General features: G+C 69.1%; 23 protein-coding genes. 15 read left to right on the forward strand and 8 right to left on the reverse strand.

What is annotated here, in order from left to right:
- Nucleotides 1-7: 7 nt before the first annotated feature.
- A complete protein-coding gene (locus ABD882_RS05705; protein WP_345185218.1) occupies nt 8-484 on the reverse strand; it encodes an NfeD family protein in 477 nt (158 codons plus the stop codon).
- Between the two features lie 139 nt (nt 485-623).
- Here ABD882_RS05705 and ABD882_RS05710 point away from each other — a divergent pair, with 139 nt between their 5' ends.
- The gene (locus ABD882_RS05710) at nt 624-1,388 is read left to right on the forward strand and encodes an SDR family oxidoreductase (protein ID WP_345185219.1); all 765 of its coding nucleotides are present in this window, start codon (nt 624-626) and stop codon (nt 1,386-1,388) included.
- Between the two features lie 72 nt (nt 1,389-1,460).
- On the opposite strand, the gene ABD882_RS05715 is transcribed toward ABD882_RS05710, so the two are convergent.
- Nucleotides 1,461-2,045, reverse strand: coding sequence for an HdeD family acid-resistance protein (locus ABD882_RS05715; RefSeq protein ID WP_345185220.1), 585 nt, complete (start codon nt 2,043-2,045; stop codon nt 1,461-1,463).
- Nucleotides 2,046-2,165: 120 nt separating this feature from the next.
- On the opposite strand from ABD882_RS05715, the gene ABD882_RS05720 reads away from it, so the two are divergent.
- The 5 genes from ABD882_RS05720 (at nt 2,166) to ABD882_RS05740 (ending at nt 6,636) form a co-directional block, all read left to right on the forward strand.
- The gene (locus tag ABD882_RS05720) at nt 2,166-2,606 is read left to right on the forward strand and encodes a helix-turn-helix transcriptional regulator (protein ID WP_345185223.1); all 441 of its coding nucleotides are present in this window, start codon (nt 2,166-2,168) and stop codon (nt 2,604-2,606) included.
- Between the two features lie 10 nt (nt 2,607-2,616).
- A complete protein-coding gene (locus ABD882_RS05725) occupies nt 2,617-3,027 on the forward strand; it encodes a VOC family protein (protein ID WP_425563340.1) in 411 nt (136 codons plus the stop codon).
- 99 nt (nt 3,028-3,126) lie between these two features.
- Entirely contained in the window at nt 3,127-5,481 is a 2,355-nt protein-coding gene (locus tag ABD882_RS05730) for an ATP-binding cassette domain-containing protein (RefSeq protein ID WP_345185225.1), read from the forward strand.
- 13 nt (nt 5,482-5,494) lie between these two features.
- A complete protein-coding gene (locus ABD882_RS05735; protein WP_345185227.1) occupies nt 5,495-6,319 on the forward strand; it encodes a TrmH family RNA methyltransferase in 825 nt (274 codons plus the stop codon).
- 80 nt (nt 6,320-6,399) lie between these two features.
- Nucleotides 6,400-6,636, forward strand: a complete 237-nt coding sequence (locus tag ABD882_RS05740) for a hypothetical protein (protein WP_345185228.1) — start codon at nt 6,400-6,402, stop codon at nt 6,634-6,636.
- A gap of 80 nt (nt 6,637-6,716) precedes the next feature.
- Here ABD882_RS05740 and ABD882_RS05745 read toward each other — a convergent pair whose 3' ends face one another.
- On the reverse strand, nt 6,717-7,019 hold the full coding sequence (locus ABD882_RS05745; protein WP_345185230.1) for a hypothetical protein: 303 nt from the start codon (nt 7,017-7,019) through the stop codon (nt 6,717-6,719).
- Nucleotides 7,020-7,238: 219 nt separating this feature from the next.
- A complete protein-coding gene (locus ABD882_RS05750; RefSeq protein WP_345185232.1) occupies nt 7,239-7,592 on the reverse strand; it encodes a metalloregulator ArsR/SmtB family transcription factor in 354 nt (117 codons plus the stop codon).
- Between the two features lie 83 nt (nt 7,593-7,675).
- Between ABD882_RS05750 and ABD882_RS05755 the strand changes: the two genes are divergently transcribed.
- Nucleotides 7,676-8,998, forward strand: coding sequence for an NAD(P)-binding domain-containing protein (locus tag ABD882_RS05755; protein ID WP_345185234.1), 1,323 nt, complete (start codon nt 7,676-7,678; stop codon nt 8,996-8,998).
- 257 nt (nt 8,999-9,255) lie between these two features.
- Here the strand turns inward: ABD882_RS05755 and ABD882_RS05760 are convergent, their stop codons facing one another.
- The 3 genes from ABD882_RS05760 to ABD882_RS05770 all read right to left on the reverse strand — a co-directional run bounded on the left by ABD882_RS05760 (nt 9,256) and on the right by ABD882_RS05770 (nt 11,291).
- Nucleotides 9,256-9,594 (reverse strand): hypothetical protein, encoded by a 339-nt coding sequence (locus tag ABD882_RS05760; protein ID WP_345185235.1) that lies wholly within the window; start codon nt 9,592-9,594, stop codon nt 9,256-9,258.
- Between the two features lie 153 nt (nt 9,595-9,747).
- Entirely contained in the window at nt 9,748-10,689 is a 942-nt protein-coding gene (locus ABD882_RS05765; protein ID WP_345185237.1) for a class I SAM-dependent methyltransferase, read from the reverse strand.
- A 56-nt stretch (nt 10,690-10,745) separates the two neighbouring features.
- Nucleotides 10,746-11,291, reverse strand: coding sequence for a GNAT family N-acetyltransferase (locus tag ABD882_RS05770; protein ID WP_345185239.1), 546 nt, complete (start codon nt 11,289-11,291; stop codon nt 10,746-10,748).
- Nucleotides 11,292-11,353: 62 nt separating this feature from the next.
- Between ABD882_RS05770 and ABD882_RS05775 the strand changes: the two genes are divergently transcribed.
- From ABD882_RS05775 to ABD882_RS05785, 3 genes are read left to right on the forward strand one after another with little or no spacing between them, the layout of a single operon-like run.
- A complete protein-coding gene (locus tag ABD882_RS05775; RefSeq protein WP_345185241.1) occupies nt 11,354-11,728 on the forward strand; it encodes a TfoX/Sxy family protein in 375 nt (124 codons plus the stop codon).
- A 3-nt stretch (nt 11,729-11,731) separates the two neighbouring features.
- On the forward strand, nt 11,732-12,382 hold the full coding sequence (locus ABD882_RS05780; protein WP_345185243.1) for a DUF2461 domain-containing protein: 651 nt from the start codon (nt 11,732-11,734) through the stop codon (nt 12,380-12,382).
- Nucleotides 12,382-13,308, forward strand: a complete 927-nt coding sequence (locus ABD882_RS05785; RefSeq protein ID WP_345185245.1) for an alpha/beta fold hydrolase — start codon at nt 12,382-12,384, stop codon at nt 13,306-13,308. Before ABD882_RS05780 ends, ABD882_RS05785 begins: the two co-directional genes overlap by 1 nt.
- A 31-nt stretch (nt 13,309-13,339) precedes the next feature.
- On the opposite strand, the gene ABD882_RS05790 is transcribed toward ABD882_RS05785, so the two are convergent.
- Nucleotides 13,340-14,083: a formylglycine-generating enzyme family protein gene (locus ABD882_RS05790; protein ID WP_345185246.1), complete on the reverse strand. Its 744-nt coding sequence runs from the start codon at nt 14,081-14,083 to the stop codon at nt 13,340-13,342.
- A 56-nt stretch (nt 14,084-14,139) separates the two neighbouring features.
- Between ABD882_RS05790 and ABD882_RS05795 the strand changes: the two genes are divergently transcribed.
- Genes ABD882_RS05795 through ABD882_RS05815 form a run of 5 tightly spaced genes read left to right on the forward strand, consistent with a single transcriptional unit; the run spans nt 14,140 to nt 18,470 of the window.
- A complete protein-coding gene (locus tag ABD882_RS05795; RefSeq protein WP_345185248.1) occupies nt 14,140-14,652 on the forward strand; it encodes a DUF2127 domain-containing protein in 513 nt (170 codons plus the stop codon).
- A 9-nt stretch (nt 14,653-14,661) separates the two neighbouring features.
- Nucleotides 14,662-15,237 (forward strand): dihydrofolate reductase family protein, encoded by a 576-nt coding sequence (locus ABD882_RS05800; RefSeq protein WP_345185249.1) that lies wholly within the window; start codon nt 14,662-14,664, stop codon nt 15,235-15,237.
- Between the two features lie 49 nt (nt 15,238-15,286).
- Entirely contained in the window at nt 15,287-16,726 is a 1,440-nt protein-coding gene (locus ABD882_RS05805; protein ID WP_345185251.1) for an adenosylhomocysteinase, read from the forward strand.
- Nucleotides 16,723-18,036: an amidohydrolase family protein gene (locus ABD882_RS05810; RefSeq protein WP_345185252.1), complete on the forward strand. Its 1,314-nt coding sequence runs from the start codon at nt 16,723-16,725 to the stop codon at nt 18,034-18,036. The genes ABD882_RS05805 and ABD882_RS05810 overlap by 4 nt, the downstream gene beginning before the upstream one ends.
- Complete coding sequence (locus ABD882_RS05815) at nt 18,033-18,470, forward strand: cupin domain-containing protein (RefSeq protein WP_345185254.1); 438 nt, start codon at nt 18,033-18,035, stop codon at nt 18,468-18,470. Before ABD882_RS05810 ends, ABD882_RS05815 begins: the two co-directional genes overlap by 4 nt.
- Nucleotides 18,471-18,503 lie beyond the last annotated feature (33 nt).

An 18,503-nucleotide genomic window follows, 5' to 3' on the forward strand; every position in this document is an offset into this window, starting at 1 on the left:
CTGATTCCTAGTCGTGTTCGGTTCGGACGTATGCGGTGGCGCCTTCGATCCGGCTGACGCGGACGGGCGCGCCGGGGGAGAGCGGCGCCAGGACAGGAGCGTCGGAGGCGAGCCGGGCCGTCCAGGTCTCGCCGTTGCTGAGCTTGACCTGCCCGCTGATCGAGGTCACCTCGAGCAGGACGACGCCGTGCAGGCCGATCAGGGCCGCGACGTTGGATCGGGTGGTGTCTTCGCCCCGATGCAGCCGTCGCAGCAGCGGCGGTCGCAGCACGAAGATGAACAGCACCGCGGCGACCGCGGCGATGATCGCCTGCGCCCAGATCGGGACTCCGGTCAGCACGGAGAGCAGGCCCACCGCGCAGCCGAGCCCGAGCATGAGGAAAGTCATATCGAGGGTGAAGATCTCGATCACGAAGCACAGGACCATCAGCACGAGCCAGCCGATCCAGGCCCAGTCCGTGAAGACTTGCAAGACGGTGTCCATCACGCCCCCTCTTTCCCGTCAACCTATCACGCGGCTCGAGGCCGCCGACGAGTCACGCGCCGCGGAAACATGCGGGTTGGTAGGGTGATCTGGTCCCACTTCTGCGCCGCCGTGCGCACCCCTTCCCGAGGAGCCGAACGTGTCCCAGCCTCTTCCCGCCGCATCGCTGACCGGCAAGGTCGCTCTGGTGACCGGATCCTCCCGCGGCATCGGCGCCGACACGATCCGGTACTTCGCTGAGGCTGGGGCCGACGTCGTCATCAACTTCCGCAACAAGGCACCTCGGGCCGAGAAGCTCGCCGCCGAGGTGCGCGCGCTCGGGGGCCGCGCCCTGGTGATCGGCGCGGATCTCACCGACCCCGCGTCGGTCGCCGAGATGGTCGCCGCGGTGCAGGCGGAGTTCGGCGGTCTGGACATCCTCGTGCTGAATGCCTCTGGCGGCATGGAGGCGAACCTGGGCGAGGACTACGCATTGCGCCTCAACCGCGACGCGCAGGTGAACGTGCTGCAGACTGCCCTTCCGGCGCTGCGCGAGAGGGGGCGCATCGTCTTCGTCACGAGCCATCAGGCGCACTTCATCCGCACCACGCCCACCATGCCGGAGTACGAGCCCGTCGCGCTGTCCAAGCGGGCGGGCGAGGATGCGCTGCGCGAGCTGCTCCCGGCGATCGAGGCACAGGGGGTCGGGTTCGTCGTGGTCTCCGGCGACATGATCGAGGGCACCATCACGGCGACGCTGCTCGAGCGCGCCAATCCGGGCGCCATCTCGCAGCGCCGCGAATCGGCCGGTCGCCTGTACAACGTGTCGGAGTTCGCGGCCGAGGTCGCCCTCGCCGCGGTCGAGCCGATCCCCGCCGATCACACCCGGCTCATCGGCGACGTCAGCGGCTTCGTCGCCGAGTAGCAGCAGCGACGAGGGAGGCCCGGGCGCGCTGCGCTCGGGCCTCCCTGCGTTGCGGATCGGACTCGCGCGTCGTCAGCCGCCGAGTGCGCCGGCCGCCGTCTTGGCGTTCTTGCCGATCGTGATCGCGCGGAGGATCTGCGCGATGCCGAGGACGACGAGCGAAATGGCCAGGAACAGCCAGAAGAACGGCACCGCTGCCAGACCCAGGCTGATCACCGCGATGCCGGCGACGATGCTGAGCAGCGCGTACAGCAGCGTCCAGGTCCTGGATCCGTCCTGCCCCATCAGCGTGAGCGAGACGACGCCGTCGAGCAGCCAGCTGACGCCGATGAAGATCACGGTGACGAGGGCGAACGCGACGGCGGCGGCCTGGATGTTGGCGAACGCGATCACGCCGGCGACGATGTAGAGCACGCCGAGCACGATGTGTCCCAGGCGGGCCCACCCGGACTTGCCCGCTCCGAAGATGCCGAGCCCGACATAGACGACGCCGGCGACGATGAGGTAGGCGGCGACGATGCCGGTGAGGACGAACGCGGTCTTGACGGGCCAGATCAGCATGACAAGGCCGGCGATGAGGGCGATGACGCCGGAGATGGCGAGGAAAAGGCGAAGCGACTTCACGAGGCTCTTCGCTTCGGCAACTGCTTCGGACATGAGCGGACCCTTTCTGAGAGAACCCTGTGAGGGGATTCCCCTCAGCGTACAACCGCCCAACGGCAGCGGGGGAGAGGCCGCTCGGATGGTGCGATCGCGCGCCCGTGGCAGGATCGGAGGATGACGACGTCCGCCGCCGATGCCGATCGCCTGCGCGATCTGGTCGCGCTGAGGAAGGTGCGGGACCGCATCGACCGGGAGTACGCGCAACCGCTCGACGTCGAGGCACTTGCCGCGGGCGTGCACATGTCGGCGGGCCATCTGAGCCGCCAGTTCAAGCTGGTCTATGGCGAGCCGCCGTACTCCTATCTCATGACGCGGCGCATCGAGCGTGCCATGGCGCTGCTGCGGCGTGGAGACGTGTCGGTGACCGAGGCCTGTTTCGCCGTGGGGTTCCAGTCGCTCGGCACCTTCAGCACGCGCTTCTCCGAGCTTGTCGGCGTTTCGCCGAGCCGCTATCGCGCGGATCCGGGCCTGGGTCCGGGGATCCCGTCTTGGATCGAGAAGCAGGCCACCAGACCGATCAGGAATCGAGAAGCCAGCGGTGACGACCGCGCGTAGCGTGGCGGACATGGACATCACGATCAACGCCAGCTTCCTCCCGCACACCGATGCGGAGGAGTCGCTCCGCTTCTACCGCGACGTGCTCGGCTGGGAGCTGCGCAAGGACGTCGGCTATCAGCAGATGCGCTGGCTCACGGTCGGCCCCGTGAACCAGCCCGACACGGCTGTCGTGCTCACGCCTCCCGCGGTGGATCCCGGCATCTCCGACGACGAGCGCCGCACGATCCTCGAACTCATGGCGAAGGGCAGCTTCGGCGGCATCGTGCTCGCCACGGCGAATGTGGACGCGGCGTTCGCCGAGATCGAGTCGCGCGGCGGCGACGTCGTGCAGGAGCCGATCGACCAGCCATACGGGATCCGCGATTGCGCGTTCCGCGACCCTGCGGGGAACATGATCCGTCTCCAGCAGGCCGCCTGAACCTTCCGCGGTGCTTGCCGAGCTGTCGGCGGGCACCGCTATCCTGTGTCCGCACGACAGCGCCCTTTCACGCCCGCACGATACGGAGAAGACCCGCCGATGACCCAGCAGCACGCCGCAGACACGCATGACGCGATCCGGGTGCAGGGGGCCCGCGAGAACAACCTGAAGGACGTCTCGATCGAGCTTCCGAAACGGCGACTGACCGTCTTCACCGGCGTGTCGGGTTCGGGCAAGAGCTCGCTCGTCTTCGACACGATCGCGGCGGAGTCACGGCGCATGATCGACGAGACCTACAGCGCGTTCGTGCAGGGCTTCATGCCCTCCGTCCCGCGGCCCGACGTCGACGTCCTGGAGGGGCTGACGACGGCGATCCTCGTCGACCAGGAACGGCTCGGCGCCAACCCGCGCTCCACGGTCGGCACCGTCACGGACGCGAACGCGATGCTGCGGATCCTGTTCTCGAAGCTCGGCACCCCGTACATCGGCGGTCCCACGGCGTTCTCCTTCAACATCCCGACACAGCGGGCGAGCGGGGTGATGACCGGCCCCGGCGGCGAGAAGAAGATCGTGAAGGACGCGATCTACCTGGGCGGAATGTGCCCGCGCTGCGAGGGCAGGGGAGCGGTGTCGGATCTGGACCTCGGCCAGATCGTCGACGAGTCGAAGTCACTCAACGACGGAGCGATCATGGTGCCCGGCTACACCGCGGACGGCTGGATGGTGCGGCAGTTCGCGGAGTCGGGCTTCTACCCGGGAGACAAGCCGATCTCCGCCTTCACAGAGAAGCAGCGCCAGCTCTTCCTGTTCGGCGAGGTGACGAAGGTCAAGATCAACGGGATCAACATCACGTATGAGGGTCTGATCCCGAAGATCACGAAGTCGATGCTGTCCAAGGACATCGACGCGCTGCAGCCGCACATCCGCGCCTTCGTCGAGCGCGTCGCGACCTTCGCGGTGTGTCCGGAGTGCGACGGGACCCGGCTCACCGAGGGCGCGCGGTCGTCGAAGATCGAGGGAGTGAGCATCGCCGATGCCTGCCGGATGCAGGTGACGGATCTGGCGGCCTGGGTGCGCGACCTGGACCTGGCGGGCGCCGGACCTCTGCTGGACGCGCTGCGCGCGAACCTCGATGCGTTCGTGACGCTGGGCCTCGGCTACCTCTCGCTCGAGCGGCCGAGCGGCACCCTGTCCGGGGGAGAGGCGCAGCGGATCAAGATGCTCCGGCACCTGGGATCTTCGCTCACCGATGTCACCTATGTGTTCGACGAGCCCACGATCGGTCTGCACCCGCATGACATCCAGCGCATGAACCGGCTGCTCGAGCAGCTGCGCGACAAGGGCAACACGGTGCTCGTGGTCGAGCACAAGCCGGAGACCATCGCGATCGCCGACCACGTCGTCGACCTCGGACCCGGGGCGGGCAGTGCCGGGGGAAATATCTGCTTCGAAGGCACGGTCGAGGGGCTGCGCGCGAGCGGAACCCTGACCGGCCGTCACCTCGATGACCGTGCGACGGTGAAGCCGTCCGTCCGCGAGCGCAGCGGAGCGATCGAGGTGCGCGGTGCCACCACGAACAACCTCCGAGATGTCGACGTCGACGTTCCGCTGGGTGTGCTCACGGTCGTCACGGGCGTCGCCGGATCCGGCAAGAGCTCGCTGATCCACGGGTCGGTGGCCAAGGGCGACGGCGTGGTGTCGATCGATCAGACCGGGATCAAGGGGTCCCGGCGCAGCAACCCGGCGACCTACACCGGCCTGCTCGAGCCGATCCGGAAGGCGTTCGCGAAGGCCAACGGCGTGAAACCCGCGCTGTTCAGCGCCAACTCGGAGGGCGCGTGCCCGACCTGCAAGGGCTCCGGGGTCATCGTCACCGAGCTGGGCTTCATGGACACTGTGGAGACGCCGTGCGAGGACTGCGGTGGAAAGCGCTTTCAGGCGGGGGTTCTCGAGTACAAGCTCGCCGGGCTCGACATCACCGAGGTGCTCGACATGCCCGTCGCCCAGGCGCACGAGTTCTTCGCCGGGGGAGAGGCCAGGATCCCCGCCGCGGCGGCGATCCTCAGCCGCCTCGAGGATGTCGGGCTCGGCTACCTGTCGCTCGGCCAGCCGCTGTCGACGCTGTCGGGCGGGGAGCGCCAGCGCATCAAGCTCGCGACGCAGATGGCGGACGGCGCGGCGACGTACGTGCTGGACGAGCCGACCACGGGCCTGCACCTCGCCGATGTGCAGAACCTGCTCGGGCTGCTGGATCGGCTGGTCGAGGCGGGCAAATCGGTGATCGTGATCGAACACCACCAGGCCGTCATGGCGCATGCCGACTGGATCATCGATGTGGGTCCCGGCGCCGGTCACGACGGCGGTCGCATCGTCTTCGAGGGCACGCCGGCAGAGCTGGTCGCGGCGAAATCGACGGTCACGGGCGAGCATCTCGCCGCCTACGTGGGCGCGTGAGAGGCTGTCTGTGATGGCCGATCTGAAGATCTCGACGCGCAACTCGCGCTTCCAGCTGCTCGAAGCGCTGACCCGCAACCGCAGCCACCGCACGCGCGAGCATCGCTTCGTGGTGCAGGGCGTGCGGCCGATCTCGCAGGCGATCGAGCACGGCTGGGCGATCCTCACCGTGATTCACGACGCCGAGCGCACACTGTCGCCGTGGGCCCGGGGCGTGCTCGCTCAGGCGCCGGAGACCATCGCGATGAGCCCGGCACTGCTCGCCGAGCTGTCCGAGAAGGACGAGGGGACGACCGAGATCATCGCGATCGTGGCCATGCCGGCCGACGAGCTGTCGCGGATCCCGGTTCCCGCCGATTTCCTCGGGATGGTGTTCGATCGCCCGACGCAGCCGGGAAACATCGGCTCGATCCTGCGCTCGATGGACGCCCTCGGCGGGCACGGCCTGATCGTCTCGGGCCACGCCGCGGATCCGTACGATCCGAAATCGGTACGTGCGTCCACCGGATCGATGTTCGCGACGCCCGTGGTGCGCGCGGCGTCTCCTGGCGTGGTCTTCGACTGGGTGCGGGACCTGCGCGCACAGGGAACGCCGCTCACGCTCGTCGCCACGGACGAGCGCGGCGAGGTCGACGTCTGGGACCACGACTTCACGCAACCGTCGTTGATCCTGATCGGGAACGAGACCACCGGGCTCGCCCGGGGCTGGCGCGAAGCCGCCGACGTGACCGTACGGGTGCCGATGAACGGTTCGGCGAGCTCGTTGAACGCCTCGAACGCCGCAACGCTCATGCTGTACGAGGCTGCGCGGCAGCGGGCGGGTGCCGCGAGGACGTAGGCGCTCGACATCTGACGTCCCCATCGCTCTGCGGAAACGATGAATGGCTACGCCAGGACGTCTGCGGATAGCATGCGGGCATGACCATGGCCGATGGTGAAAGCGGCAGAACCCCCAGCGCCGAAATGGGGGAGCGCCCGGGCGTGGTGCAGGTCGCCATGCGCTGGTGGCTCGCACAGCTGCTTCTCACCGTCTACGGCGGCTACCAGACCTGGATGTCGCCGTTCAACGGGGACAGTTGCGGCGTCGGTGGTGGATCCTGCAATTTCGACGCCCTGGAGCAAGCTGCGTTCAACCTGCCGTTCGTCCCACGCTGATGCAGCATGAGGTGGCCCGGCGGTGCGCCGCATCCTGAGACCCGCACCGGAGGCGGAGGTCTCGTTTCGTTATGTCAGTTTCATGTCTGCGGACCTGGACGCAGCGACACGGGGAACAGCGCGGTGCGGGCGACGACGCGATCCCGTTCCTCGGACAGAGCAAGTCGGCGCGGATCCGCGAGATAATCGTCGAGCGCATCCTGTGATGCGAACGCGTAGAACTGAATCTCGTGTGGCGACCCGTCGGATCCGTCGCTGACGGCGCGTTGGACGATCTCGGCATCGTGATCGCGCAGCAGCGCCAGGACAGCGTCTTCGTATGCATGCAGGTCGGTACGTCGTCCCAGGTTCGCCCAGAGAAGGCAACACAGCGTGATCGGCATGGATCGATGCTGTCATGACACCCCGATGCGGTATCGCTGATAATGCACATTATGTCAGTTCGCTTCAAGAGTGGCCCACTCGATATCGACTCCGCTTATCCCCTTCGGCAGGCAGCATCTGGCGGATGAACACGGCTGCCCCTTCGGCTGGCACGGGCCGGCACTTCACTCGTAACGCGCTGCCGTCGCGGTGTACCCGCGACGGCGACCGGACCAGCCTCAGGCCGTCTCGAGCATGCGGGTCACACTACTCAGGGCCTCCGGAATGAGCCGGTAGTACGCCCAGGTCCCCCGCTGGGATCGAGTCAGGAAGCCGGCCGCGGTGAGGACCTTGAGGTGATGGGACACGGTCGGTTGCGATAGCCCGATCGGCTTGATCAGGTCGCAGACGCACGCTTCCTGGTCGGAGCTCGAGGCGACGATCGACAGCAGTCGCAGCCGTGCCGGATCCGCGAGGGCCTTCAAACGCACGGCGAGACGCCCCGCATCCTGCTGGCTGAGGGGTTCCTTCACGAGCGGCGCACAGCAGGTCGCGCCGGCGGAGACATCGATGACCTCGAGCAGCTGGACCATATATCGATACTAATCGATATTGACAGTCATCGATAGATGCGCTCATACTTGCATCGACGTTCATCGATATACGGAAGGTTCTGATGGTGACGATGCTGGATCTCACTCCCCGGGCAGTGGTCTCGGACCGACTGGCGACCCTGCCGGTCGTGATCATCGGCGCCGGACCGATCGGGCTGGCGGCGGCGGCGAATCTCGTGGAGCGGGGCATCGATTTCACGATCCTCGAGGCCGGCGATCGGGTCGCGACATCGGTTCACCTCTGGGGGCACACCCGCTTCTTCTCTCCCTGGAAGCACCTGGTCGATCCCGCGTCGCGCCGTCTGTTGGAGGCGTCTGGTTGGGTGCTATCCGCGGCAGAGGGGCGGGCGCCGACCGGGCAGGAGCTCGTCGACGACTACCTGGCGCCACTTTCCGATCTGCCGGAGATCGGATCGCGGATCCGGTTCGGGCAGCGGGTGATCGCGGTGTCCCGGGAGGGGATGGACCGCACCCGCACGGCCGGGCGGGCGCAGGCCCCGTTCCTGCTGCGCGTCCAACACGCCGACGGACAGATCGACGAGTTCACGGCGCGGGCCGTGATCGACGCTTCGGGCACCTATACAACCCCGAACCCTCTCGCGTCCTCCGGGCTCCCCCCGCTCGGCTTCAACCAGGTCACCGACCGGGTCCTGCACGCCCTCCCCGACGTTCTCGGGGCCGATCGGGCCCGATTCGCCGGCAAGCACACGGTCGTCGTCGGCGCCGGGCATTCAGCGGCGAACACGCTCATTGCGCTCGGCAAGCTCGCCCGGGACGAACCGGGCACACGGATGACCTGGGTGCTCCGGAACCCGTCCGCGATCCGGGTGTCCTCCTCCCCCGATGACGAGTTGCCGGATCGGGCGAAGCTCGGCACCCGCACCGACCGGCTCGTCGCGTCCGGGGTCGTGGCGGTGGTCGACTCGTTCGAGATCTCCCGCGTCGAGCCTGCAGGCTCCGGGATCCGGCTGATCGGCGCCCGATGCGGTGAACCGGCGGTGGCGGACGCGGACCTAGTCGTGAACGCGACCGGGTTCCGCCCCGACCTGGACATGCTCCGCGAGGTGCGGCTCGAGCTGGATGACGTCGTCGAGGCGCCGAAGCGGCTGGCGCCTCTGATCGACCCGAACTTGCACTCTTGCGGGACGGTCGAGCCGCACGGGTTCCGGGAGCTCATGCACCCGGAGCAGGGGTTCTTCATCGTCGGGATGAAGTCCTACGGCCGCGCTCCGACGTTCCTGCTCACCACGGGATACGAGCAGGTACGCTCGGTAGTCGCCTGGATCGACGGCGACGTCACCGCGGCGTCGCAGGTTGCTCTGACGCTGCCGGCGACCGGGGTCTGCTCCACGAGCGACAGCGTTGGCGGTTCCTGTTGCTCATGAGTTCCGTCCGCCCGATGGTCCCTGGCGATTGGGGGCGGGTCGAGGAGATCTTGGCAGCCGAGATCGCGGGCGGTGAGGCCACGTTTGAAACGCGCGCCCACACCTGGGAGCAGTTCGACTCCGGCGCGAGACGCCCATCGAGGGTGATCGAGCATCTTCCCGGAGAACACCGCGAGCCTGCGCCTGCATAAACAGGTCGGGTTCCGGGTCGTTGGCATCCGGGAGCGCATCTCTCGCTCCCTGAGGAGCTATCCCCGCTAGCTGTGCAAGTCTTCGGGCGGGGGCAAGGCCGAGTACTCGTCCACCGACCGCGTGATCGGCGTCGTACGGACTCGCCCGAGATACAGGTCATTGACCGGGTCAATCCCTCCTTCGACCCCGACGCCGTCACCGTGCTGGGTCCGCCGCGGAAGAATTGCGCGCAGGAGCAGGCCCAGCCCGATGAGGGCGGCGAGGCCCCAGGAGATCGACATCACGATGCCGGTGCTGAGCGATGACATGCCGAGAACCGTCGCGAGTATGTACGTCAGTATCCCGCCGGCAATCAGCGCGATCGCGATCGCGCTGAGCAGGTGCGTCAGTCGATATCGGTTCATGACATGCCCCGTCGAATCGCGGGCACGCGGCCCTCGTCCGTCTGCTCACCATAACGACCCTTTTAGTAGCCCAGCTAGGAAACCGTCAGCGCGACGCTCGCCGACGACCGGCGACGACGTAGCGTCTGACCCGGGAGGCGGATCGCCGACCCTTCAGGATCCGTATCGCTCGCGAGCAGCGTCGAGTGGTCGCCTGGCCGCGATCGTGAAGGTGCAGGGGATCTTGTCGCGCCACTCGGGACCGAACTCCCACGAGCCGTCGATGGGCGTCATCAGCTCGGAGAACTGCCACGGGAGCGTCCTGCCCTCGTCGAAGCGCTCGAGGACGAGCCCGGCCGCGAGAAGCGATCCGATGATCTCCGAGAGCGAGTGCGGCCACTCGTAGCTGCGCGTATGAGCGGTCGTGCCTTCTCCGGCGTACGTCGAGCCGTCGTCCCAGGTCTGCGCGCGACCGTTGGCGAAGTAGCGGTAGCCCACCGTCGGCGTGCCGATCCGCTCGTCGAGCGCCAGCAGCGCCGGGTGCCCGTCGCGGATGTAGAACACACCACCCGCGCGCAGGAGCACCGCGATCTGGCCCGCCCAGGTCGCGAGATCGTTCAGCCAGATGATCGTTCCGATGCTGGTGTAGACGACGTCGAAGTCCCCGGCCACGGCCTCGCGTGCGTTCAGGACGTCGGACTCCACCCACGCGATCTCGAGCCCGGCCTCGTCGGCGAGACGTCGCGCGACGTCCAGTGCGGCGGCCGAGAAGTCCAGCCCCGTGACGCGTGCACCCAGCCTCGCCAGGGAGAGTGTGTCGGTGCCGATGTGGCACTGCAGGTGCAGCAGGTCAAGATCGGCGAGAGGTGCCCCGAAGCCGTGCGCATCATCCGCCGGCACCATGCGACCGCGCAGGTGCTGCATCAGGACCGGAAGGTCGTCACGGATCACCGTGCTGAGGGCGTCCGTGTCGCCCGCCAGCGCATGGGAATCGTAGAGCCCCTCATGCAGGACCGCGCGATCCTCCCACAGTTCACGATTGGCGTCCCTGGCGTCTTCCCACTCGACAGCGCTGTCGAAGCCGGCCACAGCCGAGGCATCGTCGATTCCACTCATGTCGTGCGCTCCTCGCGTGCAGGGCTCGTCCCGCTGACCATTGTTGCGCGGCGTCCTCAGAGCTCGAGGACGGTCAGCAAGGATCGCCCGTGCGCGCTCTCCCGATTCACCACGTCGGTCTCCCGGAAACCGAGCTTCTGCAGCGCGCGCCGCGACGCGGCGTTCCAGTCCCACACGCTCGCCCAGATTCGCGGATAACCCGCCGTCCGCACCCACTCGATCACCGCCCGCCCGGCCTCGGTGGCGTATCCGCGGTTGTGCACGGATCGCAGCAGTTCGAACGCCAGCTCCGGATCCTCCGCGCTCCCATTGCCGTTGAACACCACACCGCAGTACCCGATGACGTCGCCGGTTCCTCGCAGTTCGGCTGCGAGCAGACCAGGCCTCATACCGCTGTCCTCCGCGCGGATGTGTCGCGCGATCTCTTGCACGGTCGGATGCCCGTCCGTATCCAGTCGGCGGTGGGCCGGGACCCTCTCGTCGCGCTCTGTCCACAGCTGCCGGAAGACGGTCGCATCGTCCTCTTGCTGCGGTCTCAGAAGAAGGCGATCGGTCTCGAGCCTGTTCAGTCGCGGTTCTGCGGCCATACGCCATCTTCCCATTTCGGATCCACCGGGGAAGGTCTCCCCTCCCCTGGCGACGCGAACCGTGGGATAACTGTCCTATGCAGATTCCTCGCCCCTCCGAAGACGTCAAGGCGTTCTTCCGCGCTGTCGTTCCGTCCGCTCCCGGCGTCGAGGTGAAGCCGATGTTCGGCAACCTCGGCGCGTTCGTCAACGGCAACATGTTCGCCGGCCTCTTCGGCGACGACATCGGCGTGCGCCTGCTTGAGGACCAATCGGTCGCCGCACTTGCCGCCGTGCCCGGGACCGGTCCGTTCGGGCCCGCGGAACGGCCGATGGGCGGATACACCGCCCTCCCCGCGGCGTGGCGGGAGTCGCCCGAGCAGGCCTCGGAGTGGATCGCGGTCGCCCTGGAACAGGTCGGCCGGCTGCCGGTGAAGCAGCCGAAGCCCCGCGCCGCCAAGAAGCAGGCCTGAGCGGTGTCCGCGTCGTTCCACGGGTGGTCGCCCGCCGCCGTCGAGTTCTACCGCGGACTGGAGGCGGACAACTCGAAGGGCTACTGGACGGCGCATCACGACACGTATGACGCCGAGGTCCTCGCGCCGATGCAGTCGCTTCTCGCCGAACTCGCGGACGAGTTCGGCGAAGGGCGCGTCTTCCGCCCGCAGCGCGACATCCGGTTCAGCGTGGACAAGTCGCCCTACAAGACAGCCACCGGCGCCCTGCTCGGGCGGGGGTACGTCGAGTTCTCCGCCCGCGGCATCGGCGTCGGCGCCGGACTCCACATGATGGCGCCGGATCAGCTCGCGCGGATGCGCACTGCGGTCGCCGACGACGCGTCCGGCCCGCGGCTCGAGAACATCATCGGCGCACTCGCCGATGCGGGGATCGACGTCGTCGCGCGTGAACGCGTCGCGACGACGCCGCGCGGCTACGCGAAGGATCACCCGAGGATCGAGCTCCTCCGCAACAAGAACCTCGCTGCGTGGAAGCAGTGGCCGGCGACAGAACCGTGGCTGCACACCGCCGATGCGAAGGCCCACGTGGTGGACGTGCTGCGCGCGGCGGGGCCACTGGTGGACTGGCTGGATCAGCATGTCGGGCCAACGGAGCTCGAACGCCGGCGCTGATGACGCCGTCGCGCCTGCTGGGGATGGCCGTCGTCGGCACCGTGCTCGTCCTCACCGGCTGCACCGATATTCCGGCCGCTCCCCCGGCTTCCTCGCCATCGACCTCGTCGACCTCGTCGACAGGACGCGCGTACGGGCGCCTCGTCGACATCGGCGGAGGGCGGAGCATGTTCCTCACCTGTCGCGGATCCGGCACCCCCACGATCGTCCTGTTCTCCGGGACGGGCGGTGCCGCCGATGAGTGGACGACGCTGCCCGCCGCCGGACCGAGCTCCTCTGCGGTGCCGGTCTTCACCGCCCTGTCCGCGTCCACGCGGGTCTGCGCCTATGACCGCCCCGGCACCGCGCGGGAGTCGGGAGCCACCTCCCCCACGACCGCGGTCGCGCAGCCGACCACGGCGTCGCAGGGCGTCCGCGATCTCGATGCACTCCTCGCGGCGGCTCACGAGAACGGCCCGTACCTGCTCGTCGGCGCATCCTGGGGCGGTCTGCTCGCGCAGCTGTTCGCCCGCGAGCATCGGGGGTCGACCGCGGGCCTGGTTCTGGTGGATTCCGCGTCGGCCTACCTCGAGAAGACGCTCACCCCCGAGCAGTGGCGGGCGTGGATGACGACGATCGCGACGGCGCCCAGCGCTCCGCAGGCCGAGCGTCCGGCGTACGAGCCCACACTGACGGAACTCGCGGATGCTGGGCCGGCGCCGTCGGTCCCGGCGGCCGTGCTCTCCTCCGACCAGCCCTGGGATCTGGGAGTCACGCCCGGCGCCTCGACCTGGCCGGGATGGCTGGCGGCGCAGGATCGGCTCGCCGCGGAGTTGCACGCCGCCCACATCGGTGACACGCACAGCGGGCACGGCATCCAGGTCGAGCAGCCCGCGCTCGTGACGGACGCGATCCGCGCCGTGCTCGCAGACGCCCGCCGTCGGTGAGCGGGCGGCGCGCCTGACGCCGGCGTGTCGATCAGCGCCGCGGCGTCCAGCCGCTCGGCAGCGGTCCGGCCAGCAGGGCACGCTCCTCGTCGGCGGCGAGCGACCAGCCCTGGGCTGCGTCGGCGCGGTCGAACCCGCCGCGTGCGAGGCGGAACCCGAGGTCGTCCTGTGCAGTGCGCGGATCCCCGCCCCGGCGCACGGCGGCGCGCACGCTCCACGCGTCGTCGGCGAACCCGCCACCGCGGAACACCCGGTAGTCGCCGTAGCGCGCCGGATCCAGCAGGTCCCAGCACCACTCCCAGACGTTGCCGAGCGTGTCGAACAGCCCGTTCAGATTCGGCATCCGCTCCCCCACGCGCTGCGCGTGCCGCACGCCATCCTCAGCCGTCCAGGCGACCTCCGCCAGAGGCCCGTAGTGCGGCGCGCGGGACCCCGCCCTGCACGCGTACTCCCACTCGGCCTCGGTCGGAAGGCGATAGCCGTCGGCAGTGGTGTCCCACTGCACCTCCGCCCCGTCGAACCGATATACCGGATCCAGGCCTTCCCACTCGGAAGCCGCGTTGCACACGCGGATCGCGCGCTGCCAGGACAGATCGACCGCCGGACGATCCGGGTGCTCGGCAGTGATCCCGAGCAGCTCGGAGATCTGCTCCTCCGTGACCGCGAACACCCCGATCTCGAACGGTTCCAGCTGCACGGTCCAGCGCCGCCTCGATCGGGCGTCATGCAGCTCGACGGCGCCGGCCGGCAGTGCACGCATCTCGATATCGCTCATCGCGACCCAGCCTACGAGCCCAGGCGGATCACACGCCGCGCCCGTAACATCGGCGCATGACCGTCGCAGCCCCGCACCGCACCCTCGACCGGGTGTTCGCCGTGAGCATCGTGCTCAAGGGGCTCGACGGGGCGTTCGAGCTGATCGGCGGGTTCGCGCTGCTGTTCATCTCCGCTGCGACGCTGCGCGACTGGCTGGGCGACGTCGTCTCTTTCCTCCTGGTGGGCCACGAGAGCTCACCGGTGTTCCACTGGGCGATCCATCTCGGCGACTCCTGGGGCGCCAAGACCACGCTGTTCGCCGCCGCGTACCTGCTGCTGCACGGCATCATCAAGGTCGTCCTGGTCTGGGCGCTGCTGCGGCAGCAGCTCTGGGCCTATCCGTGGATGCTGGCGGCCCTCGGCGTCTTCATCGCGCTGCAGTGTTACGACCTGATCGTGCGCTTCAGCTGGTGGATGCTCGCCCTGACGCTGTTCGACGTCTTCATCGTGATCCTCACGGCCCGCGAATGGCAGCTGCATCGTGCGCGTCACGCCGCCTCGGCCGGCGATGTCGGCGCCGGGGCGTAGCGTCACGGCATGACACGCGCGATCTTCTACACCGCCTCGACGCTGAACGGCTTCCTCGCCGACGTCGACGATTCGCTCGGCTGGCTGCTGTCCATCCCGCAAGAGGGTGCGACGGCCGACATCGCGGCCTTCACCGCCGGCATCGGCGTGATGGTCGAGGGATCCTCCACGTACGAGTGGGTGCTCAGGGAGGAGGAGCTGCTCGCGCATCCGGATCGCTGGCAGACGTATTACGGCGATCGTCCCACGTTCGTCTTCACCTCGCGCGAGCTTCCGGCGGTGCCGGGTGCCGACATCCGGTTCGTCCGAGGATCCGTCTCCGATCACTGGGACACGATCGTCGCGGCCGCGCAGGACCGCGACATCTGGATCGTCGGCGGCGGTGATCTCGCCGGACAGTTCGTCGACGCGGGACTGCTCGACGAGATCGTGGTGACCTTCGCCCCGGCCACCCTGCGCGCGGGCAAGCCGCTGCTGCCTCGGGATCTCGACCACTCCCGGCTCGAGCTGGTCTCGGTGCGCCAGGCGGGCCCCTTCGCCGAGCTCACCTATCGGCTGCGTCGGCCGTCGGACGCTCTCGCGTAGCAGTCCCGCACGGCGCGGCCGGGCATGGCGAAGCGTCTACGCTGATCACGTGCCCGACGCCCTCCTCACCGCCGAGCGCCTCGTGCGCCGATTCGCCCGCGAGACCAACCTCCTGCTCGCCGGGCGGACGGTGTCGGTCGTCGGCACCGACCTGATCGCCGCAGAGGTCCGTGCAATGCTGCAGCGACTGGGCGCCCATCTCGGCAACGGAGAAGTCGAGTTCGCCCCCGGCGCCGAACCCGAGATCACGCTGCAGGGCGCTCCCCTCCCGCTGCGGCGATCTGCCGACGAGCGGATCGACTTCGCCGGGGCGCACATGCCGGTCTCGGCCGGGGTCGCCGCCGAGCTGCGCGCGGCGCACCTCGTGGAGGGCGTTCGGATCGGGATCGCGATGGTGCTCGAACCGAAGACCGCGCAGCTCGCGCTGATGCTCCGCGACGCCGGAGCCACCGTGTCCGTCTATGCGCACCCCGACGAGATCGACGTCGAGGTCGCCCGGGCGCTGCGAGCCCGTGGGATCCCGGTCGACGGCGACCCGGCGCTGAGCGGCGCGGCCGAACGCGCGGCCGCAGTCGCCTTCCTGCGGCGCGGCCTCGACCTGTTGCTCGACGACGGATCCCATCTGATCCGGCTCGCCCATGAGCAGGGGCTCACCGACGCCCTCCGTGGCGCCGCCGAGGAGACCACGAGCGGGCTCACCCCGCTGCGCCTGATGGAGGCGCAGGGTCTTCTGCGGATCCCGGTCGTCGCGGTCAACGACGCGCCGATGAAGACGGCCTTCGACAACCGCTACGGCACCGGCCAGTCCTGCGTGTTCGCGATCGGCGACGTGCTCGAGGGCGCCGGGATCGGCCTGCGCGATCAGCCCGCGGTGGTCGTGGGGTACGGTCCCGTCGGCGAGGGGGTGGCCGCCCACCTCCGAGCCCTCGGCGTCGCCGTCGCCGTGACCGAGACGGATCCGGTGCGTGCGCTCCGTGCGGCGCACGACGGGTACGCGACCGGAGTCCTGAGCGATTTCGCGCCCGGTTCGCTGGTGATCTCGGCGACCGGCGCGCCGCACACGATCGACGCCGCGATCCTGGCCGTCGCGCACGTCGTCGCGGTCGCCGGAGGCGTGCCGGATGAAGTCGACGTGGATCCCGCCGTGCTGCGGCCTCACGTCCTCGACGGGGTCACGGTGCCGCACCTCGACCGGGTCGCGCACGGCGCGCTGCTCGTCGCCCGAGGCGGCTGCGTGAACCTCGCCGCTGCCGAGGGCAACCCGATCGAGATCATGGACCTGTCCTTCGCCGTGCAGCTCTCCGCGGTCGCGCAGCTGCTTCGCACGTCCCTCCCCGCGGGAGTGCACGCGTTCCCGTCCGAGGCCGACGATGCTGTCGCCCTCGCCGCCCTCCGCGCGCGTGGTGAGCACCTCGGAACCCCGAGCGCCGCGCAGCAGCAGGCGCAACGCGACTGGCGTTCGCCGCGCTACCGGGAGGTCTGGGCATGAGCCGGGTGACGCTGTACTCGGCGGGACTGGTGATCCCGGTCACCGCGCCGCCCATCGCCGACGGGGCCGTGGCTGTCCGCGACGGCAGGATCCTGCATGTCGGCGAACGCTCCTGGGTGCGGCGTTCCCTGCAGGACCGCGGCATCGACCCGGTCGAGGTGCACTGGCCCGGCGTCCTCACCCCGGGGCTGGTCAACGCGCACACCCACCTGCAGTACACGGGCATGGCCGAGGTCGGGCGGGGACGCTACCAGGGCTTCGAGGACTGGGCCCGGGCGTTTGATCCGGTCTACGAACGGGGCAGGGACTGGGCGGCGGACGCAGCCGACGGGGCGTCTCGCTTGATCGGATCCGGCACCACCGCCGCCGCCGATGTCGTGACGGATGTGAGCGCCTCCTCCGCGCTGCACGACGCGCGTCTGCACGGCATCACCTACTGGGAGGTGATGAGCTGGACCAACGCCGACTGGGCGCGCACCGGACGCCGTCAGGTCGAGCAGGCGCTGGATTCGCTGCCCACACCCCCGGGCACCGGGCTCTCCCCGCACGCCCCGTACTCGCTCGACATCGAGCCGCTGCTGGAGATCCCGGACATCGTCCGTGAGCGCGGCGGACGGATCCACATCCACCTCGGTGAGGCGGCGTTCGAGAGCGAGTTCGCACACGACCACGCGCGCGACTGGCACACCGCGGGGCTGGGCAGCTTCCAGGAGCTGCGCGACGCCGGATTCGGCACGAGCGCCACCGAGTTCGTGGACCAGCTCGGCGTGCTCGGCCCGGACTGCCACATCGCGCACGGCGTCTACATGAGCGCGCGGGATCGCGCGATCCTGCGCGAACGACGCACCACCGTCGCCCTGTGCCCGCGCTCGAACGCGGTGATCGGCCTCGAAGACCCGCCGATCGCCGCCTATCTCCGCGAGGGCAGCCCGATCGCCGTCGGCACCGACTCGCTGTCGTCCAGCCCGTCCCTCGACCTGCTCTCCGATGTCGCCGAACTCGCCAGGATCGCCCGCTCCCAGGGCTACACGGACCGCGATTTGCACGCGCGCCTGCTGGGGGCCGCGACCCTGGGCGGAGCCCATGCGATGGGGATCGATGTCGGCCCCGATCGCACCGGCTACCTCGCCGTCGGCGCGCTCGCCGACCTGGCCTTCTTCGACGTCGCGGCCGGCCCGGACGCGCTCGTCGAGCTCGTGGAGGCGGGGGCGGGACGCGCGGCGGCAACGATCATCTCGGGCGAGCTCCGGTACGCCGTGCCCGCTTTCGACGCACCCGACGCCCCGACCGAATCCGGAGATCCCGCATGACCGAACCCGCTCCCGCAACTGCTCTCCGTCTCGGCCTGGAACCTCATCCGGAGGGCGGGTGGTTCCGACGCACCTGGACCAGCTCCCACCCGATCGAGACGGCGGGCGGTACCCGCCCTGCCGCCACGTGCATCCACTATCTGCTGACTCCCGGCGAAACGAGCGCCTGGCACGTCGTCACGAGCGACGAGCTCTGGCTGTGGCATGGGCCGGGCCGACTCGAACTCCGACTCGGCGGCTCCGCCGACGCCGCCGCTCCCGGCGACGCGGATGTCGTGGTGCTCGGAGCGGGTGAGCAGGCGCAGGCGCTGGTGCCCGCCGGAGTCTGGCAGGCGGCTCGTCCGCTGGACGACCAAGAGGTCCTGGTGTCGTGCTTCGTGTCCCCCGGTTTCGACTTCGCGGATTGGCGGCTCGCGGAGTCCTCTACGGTATGAAGCAGTCCCCTACCCTTGTAGGAATACCCTTTC

It is taken from the genome of Microbacterium panaciterrae, assembly GCF_039541635.1.
GTDB classification, from domain to species: domain Bacteria; phylum Actinomycetota; class Actinomycetes; order Actinomycetales; family Microbacteriaceae; genus Microbacterium; species Microbacterium panaciterrae.

Excerpts from the sequence above, each read along its gene's own strand:
- ABD882_RS05715 (WP_345185220.1), bottom strand. The coding sequence starts at position 2,045 with ATGTCCGAAGCAGTTGCCGAAGCGAAGAGCCTCGTGAAGTCGCTTCGC.
- ABD882_RS05775 (WP_345185241.1), top strand. The coding sequence starts at position 11,354 with ATGCAGATTCCTCGCCCCTCCGAAGACGTCAAGGCGTTCTTCCGCGCT.
- ABD882_RS05705 (WP_345185218.1), bottom strand. The coding sequence starts at position 484 with ATGGACACCGTCTTGCAAGTCTTCACGGACTGGGCCTGGATCGGCTGG.
- ABD882_RS05730 (WP_345185225.1), top strand. The coding sequence starts at position 3,127 with ATGACCCAGCAGCACGCCGCAGACACGCATGACGCGATCCGGGTGCAG.
- ABD882_RS05720 (WP_345185223.1), top strand. The coding sequence starts at position 2,166 with ATGACGACGTCCGCCGCCGATGCCGATCGCCTGCGCGATCTGGTCGCG.
- ABD882_RS05760 (WP_345185235.1), bottom strand. The coding sequence starts at position 9,594 with ATGAACCGATATCGACTGACGCACCTGCTCAGCGCGATCGCGATCGCG.
- ABD882_RS05755 (WP_345185234.1), top strand. The coding sequence starts at position 7,676 with ATGGTGACGATGCTGGATCTCACTCCCCGGGCAGTGGTCTCGGACCGA.
- ABD882_RS05770 (WP_345185239.1), bottom strand. The coding sequence starts at position 11,291 with ATGGGAAGATGGCGTATGGCCGCAGAACCGCGACTGAACAGGCTCGAG.
- ABD882_RS05750 (WP_345185232.1), bottom strand. The coding sequence starts at position 7,592 with ATGGTCCAGCTGCTCGAGGTCATCGATGTCTCCGCCGGCGCGACCTGC.
- ABD882_RS05810 (WP_345185252.1), top strand. The coding sequence starts at position 16,723 with ATGAGCCGGGTGACGCTGTACTCGGCGGGACTGGTGATCCCGGTCACC.
- ABD882_RS05800 (WP_345185249.1), top strand. The coding sequence starts at position 14,662 with ATGACACGCGCGATCTTCTACACCGCCTCGACGCTGAACGGCTTCCTC.
- ABD882_RS05765 (WP_345185237.1), bottom strand. The coding sequence starts at position 10,689 with ATGAGTGGAATCGACGATGCCTCGGCTGTGGCCGGCTTCGACAGCGCT.
- ABD882_RS05790 (WP_345185246.1), bottom strand. The coding sequence starts at position 14,083 with ATGAGCGATATCGAGATGCGTGCACTGCCGGCCGGCGCCGTCGAGCTG.
- ABD882_RS05745 (WP_345185230.1), bottom strand. The coding sequence starts at position 7,019 with ATGCCGATCACGCTGTGTTGCCTTCTCTGGGCGAACCTGGGACGACGT.
- ABD882_RS05740 (WP_345185228.1), top strand. The coding sequence starts at position 6,400 with ATGACCATGGCCGATGGTGAAAGCGGCAGAACCCCCAGCGCCGAAATG.
- ABD882_RS05795 (WP_345185248.1), top strand. The coding sequence starts at position 14,140 with ATGACCGTCGCAGCCCCGCACCGCACCCTCGACCGGGTGTTCGCCGTG.
- ABD882_RS05725 (WP_425563340.1), top strand. The coding sequence starts at position 2,617 with ATGGACATCACGATCAACGCCAGCTTCCTCCCGCACACCGATGCGGAG.
- ABD882_RS05815 (WP_345185254.1), top strand. The coding sequence starts at position 18,033 with ATGACCGAACCCGCTCCCGCAACTGCTCTCCGTCTCGGCCTGGAACCT.
- ABD882_RS05785 (WP_345185245.1), top strand. The coding sequence starts at position 12,382 with ATGACGCCGTCGCGCCTGCTGGGGATGGCCGTCGTCGGCACCGTGCTC.
- ABD882_RS05735 (WP_345185227.1), top strand. The coding sequence starts at position 5,495 with ATGGCCGATCTGAAGATCTCGACGCGCAACTCGCGCTTCCAGCTGCTC.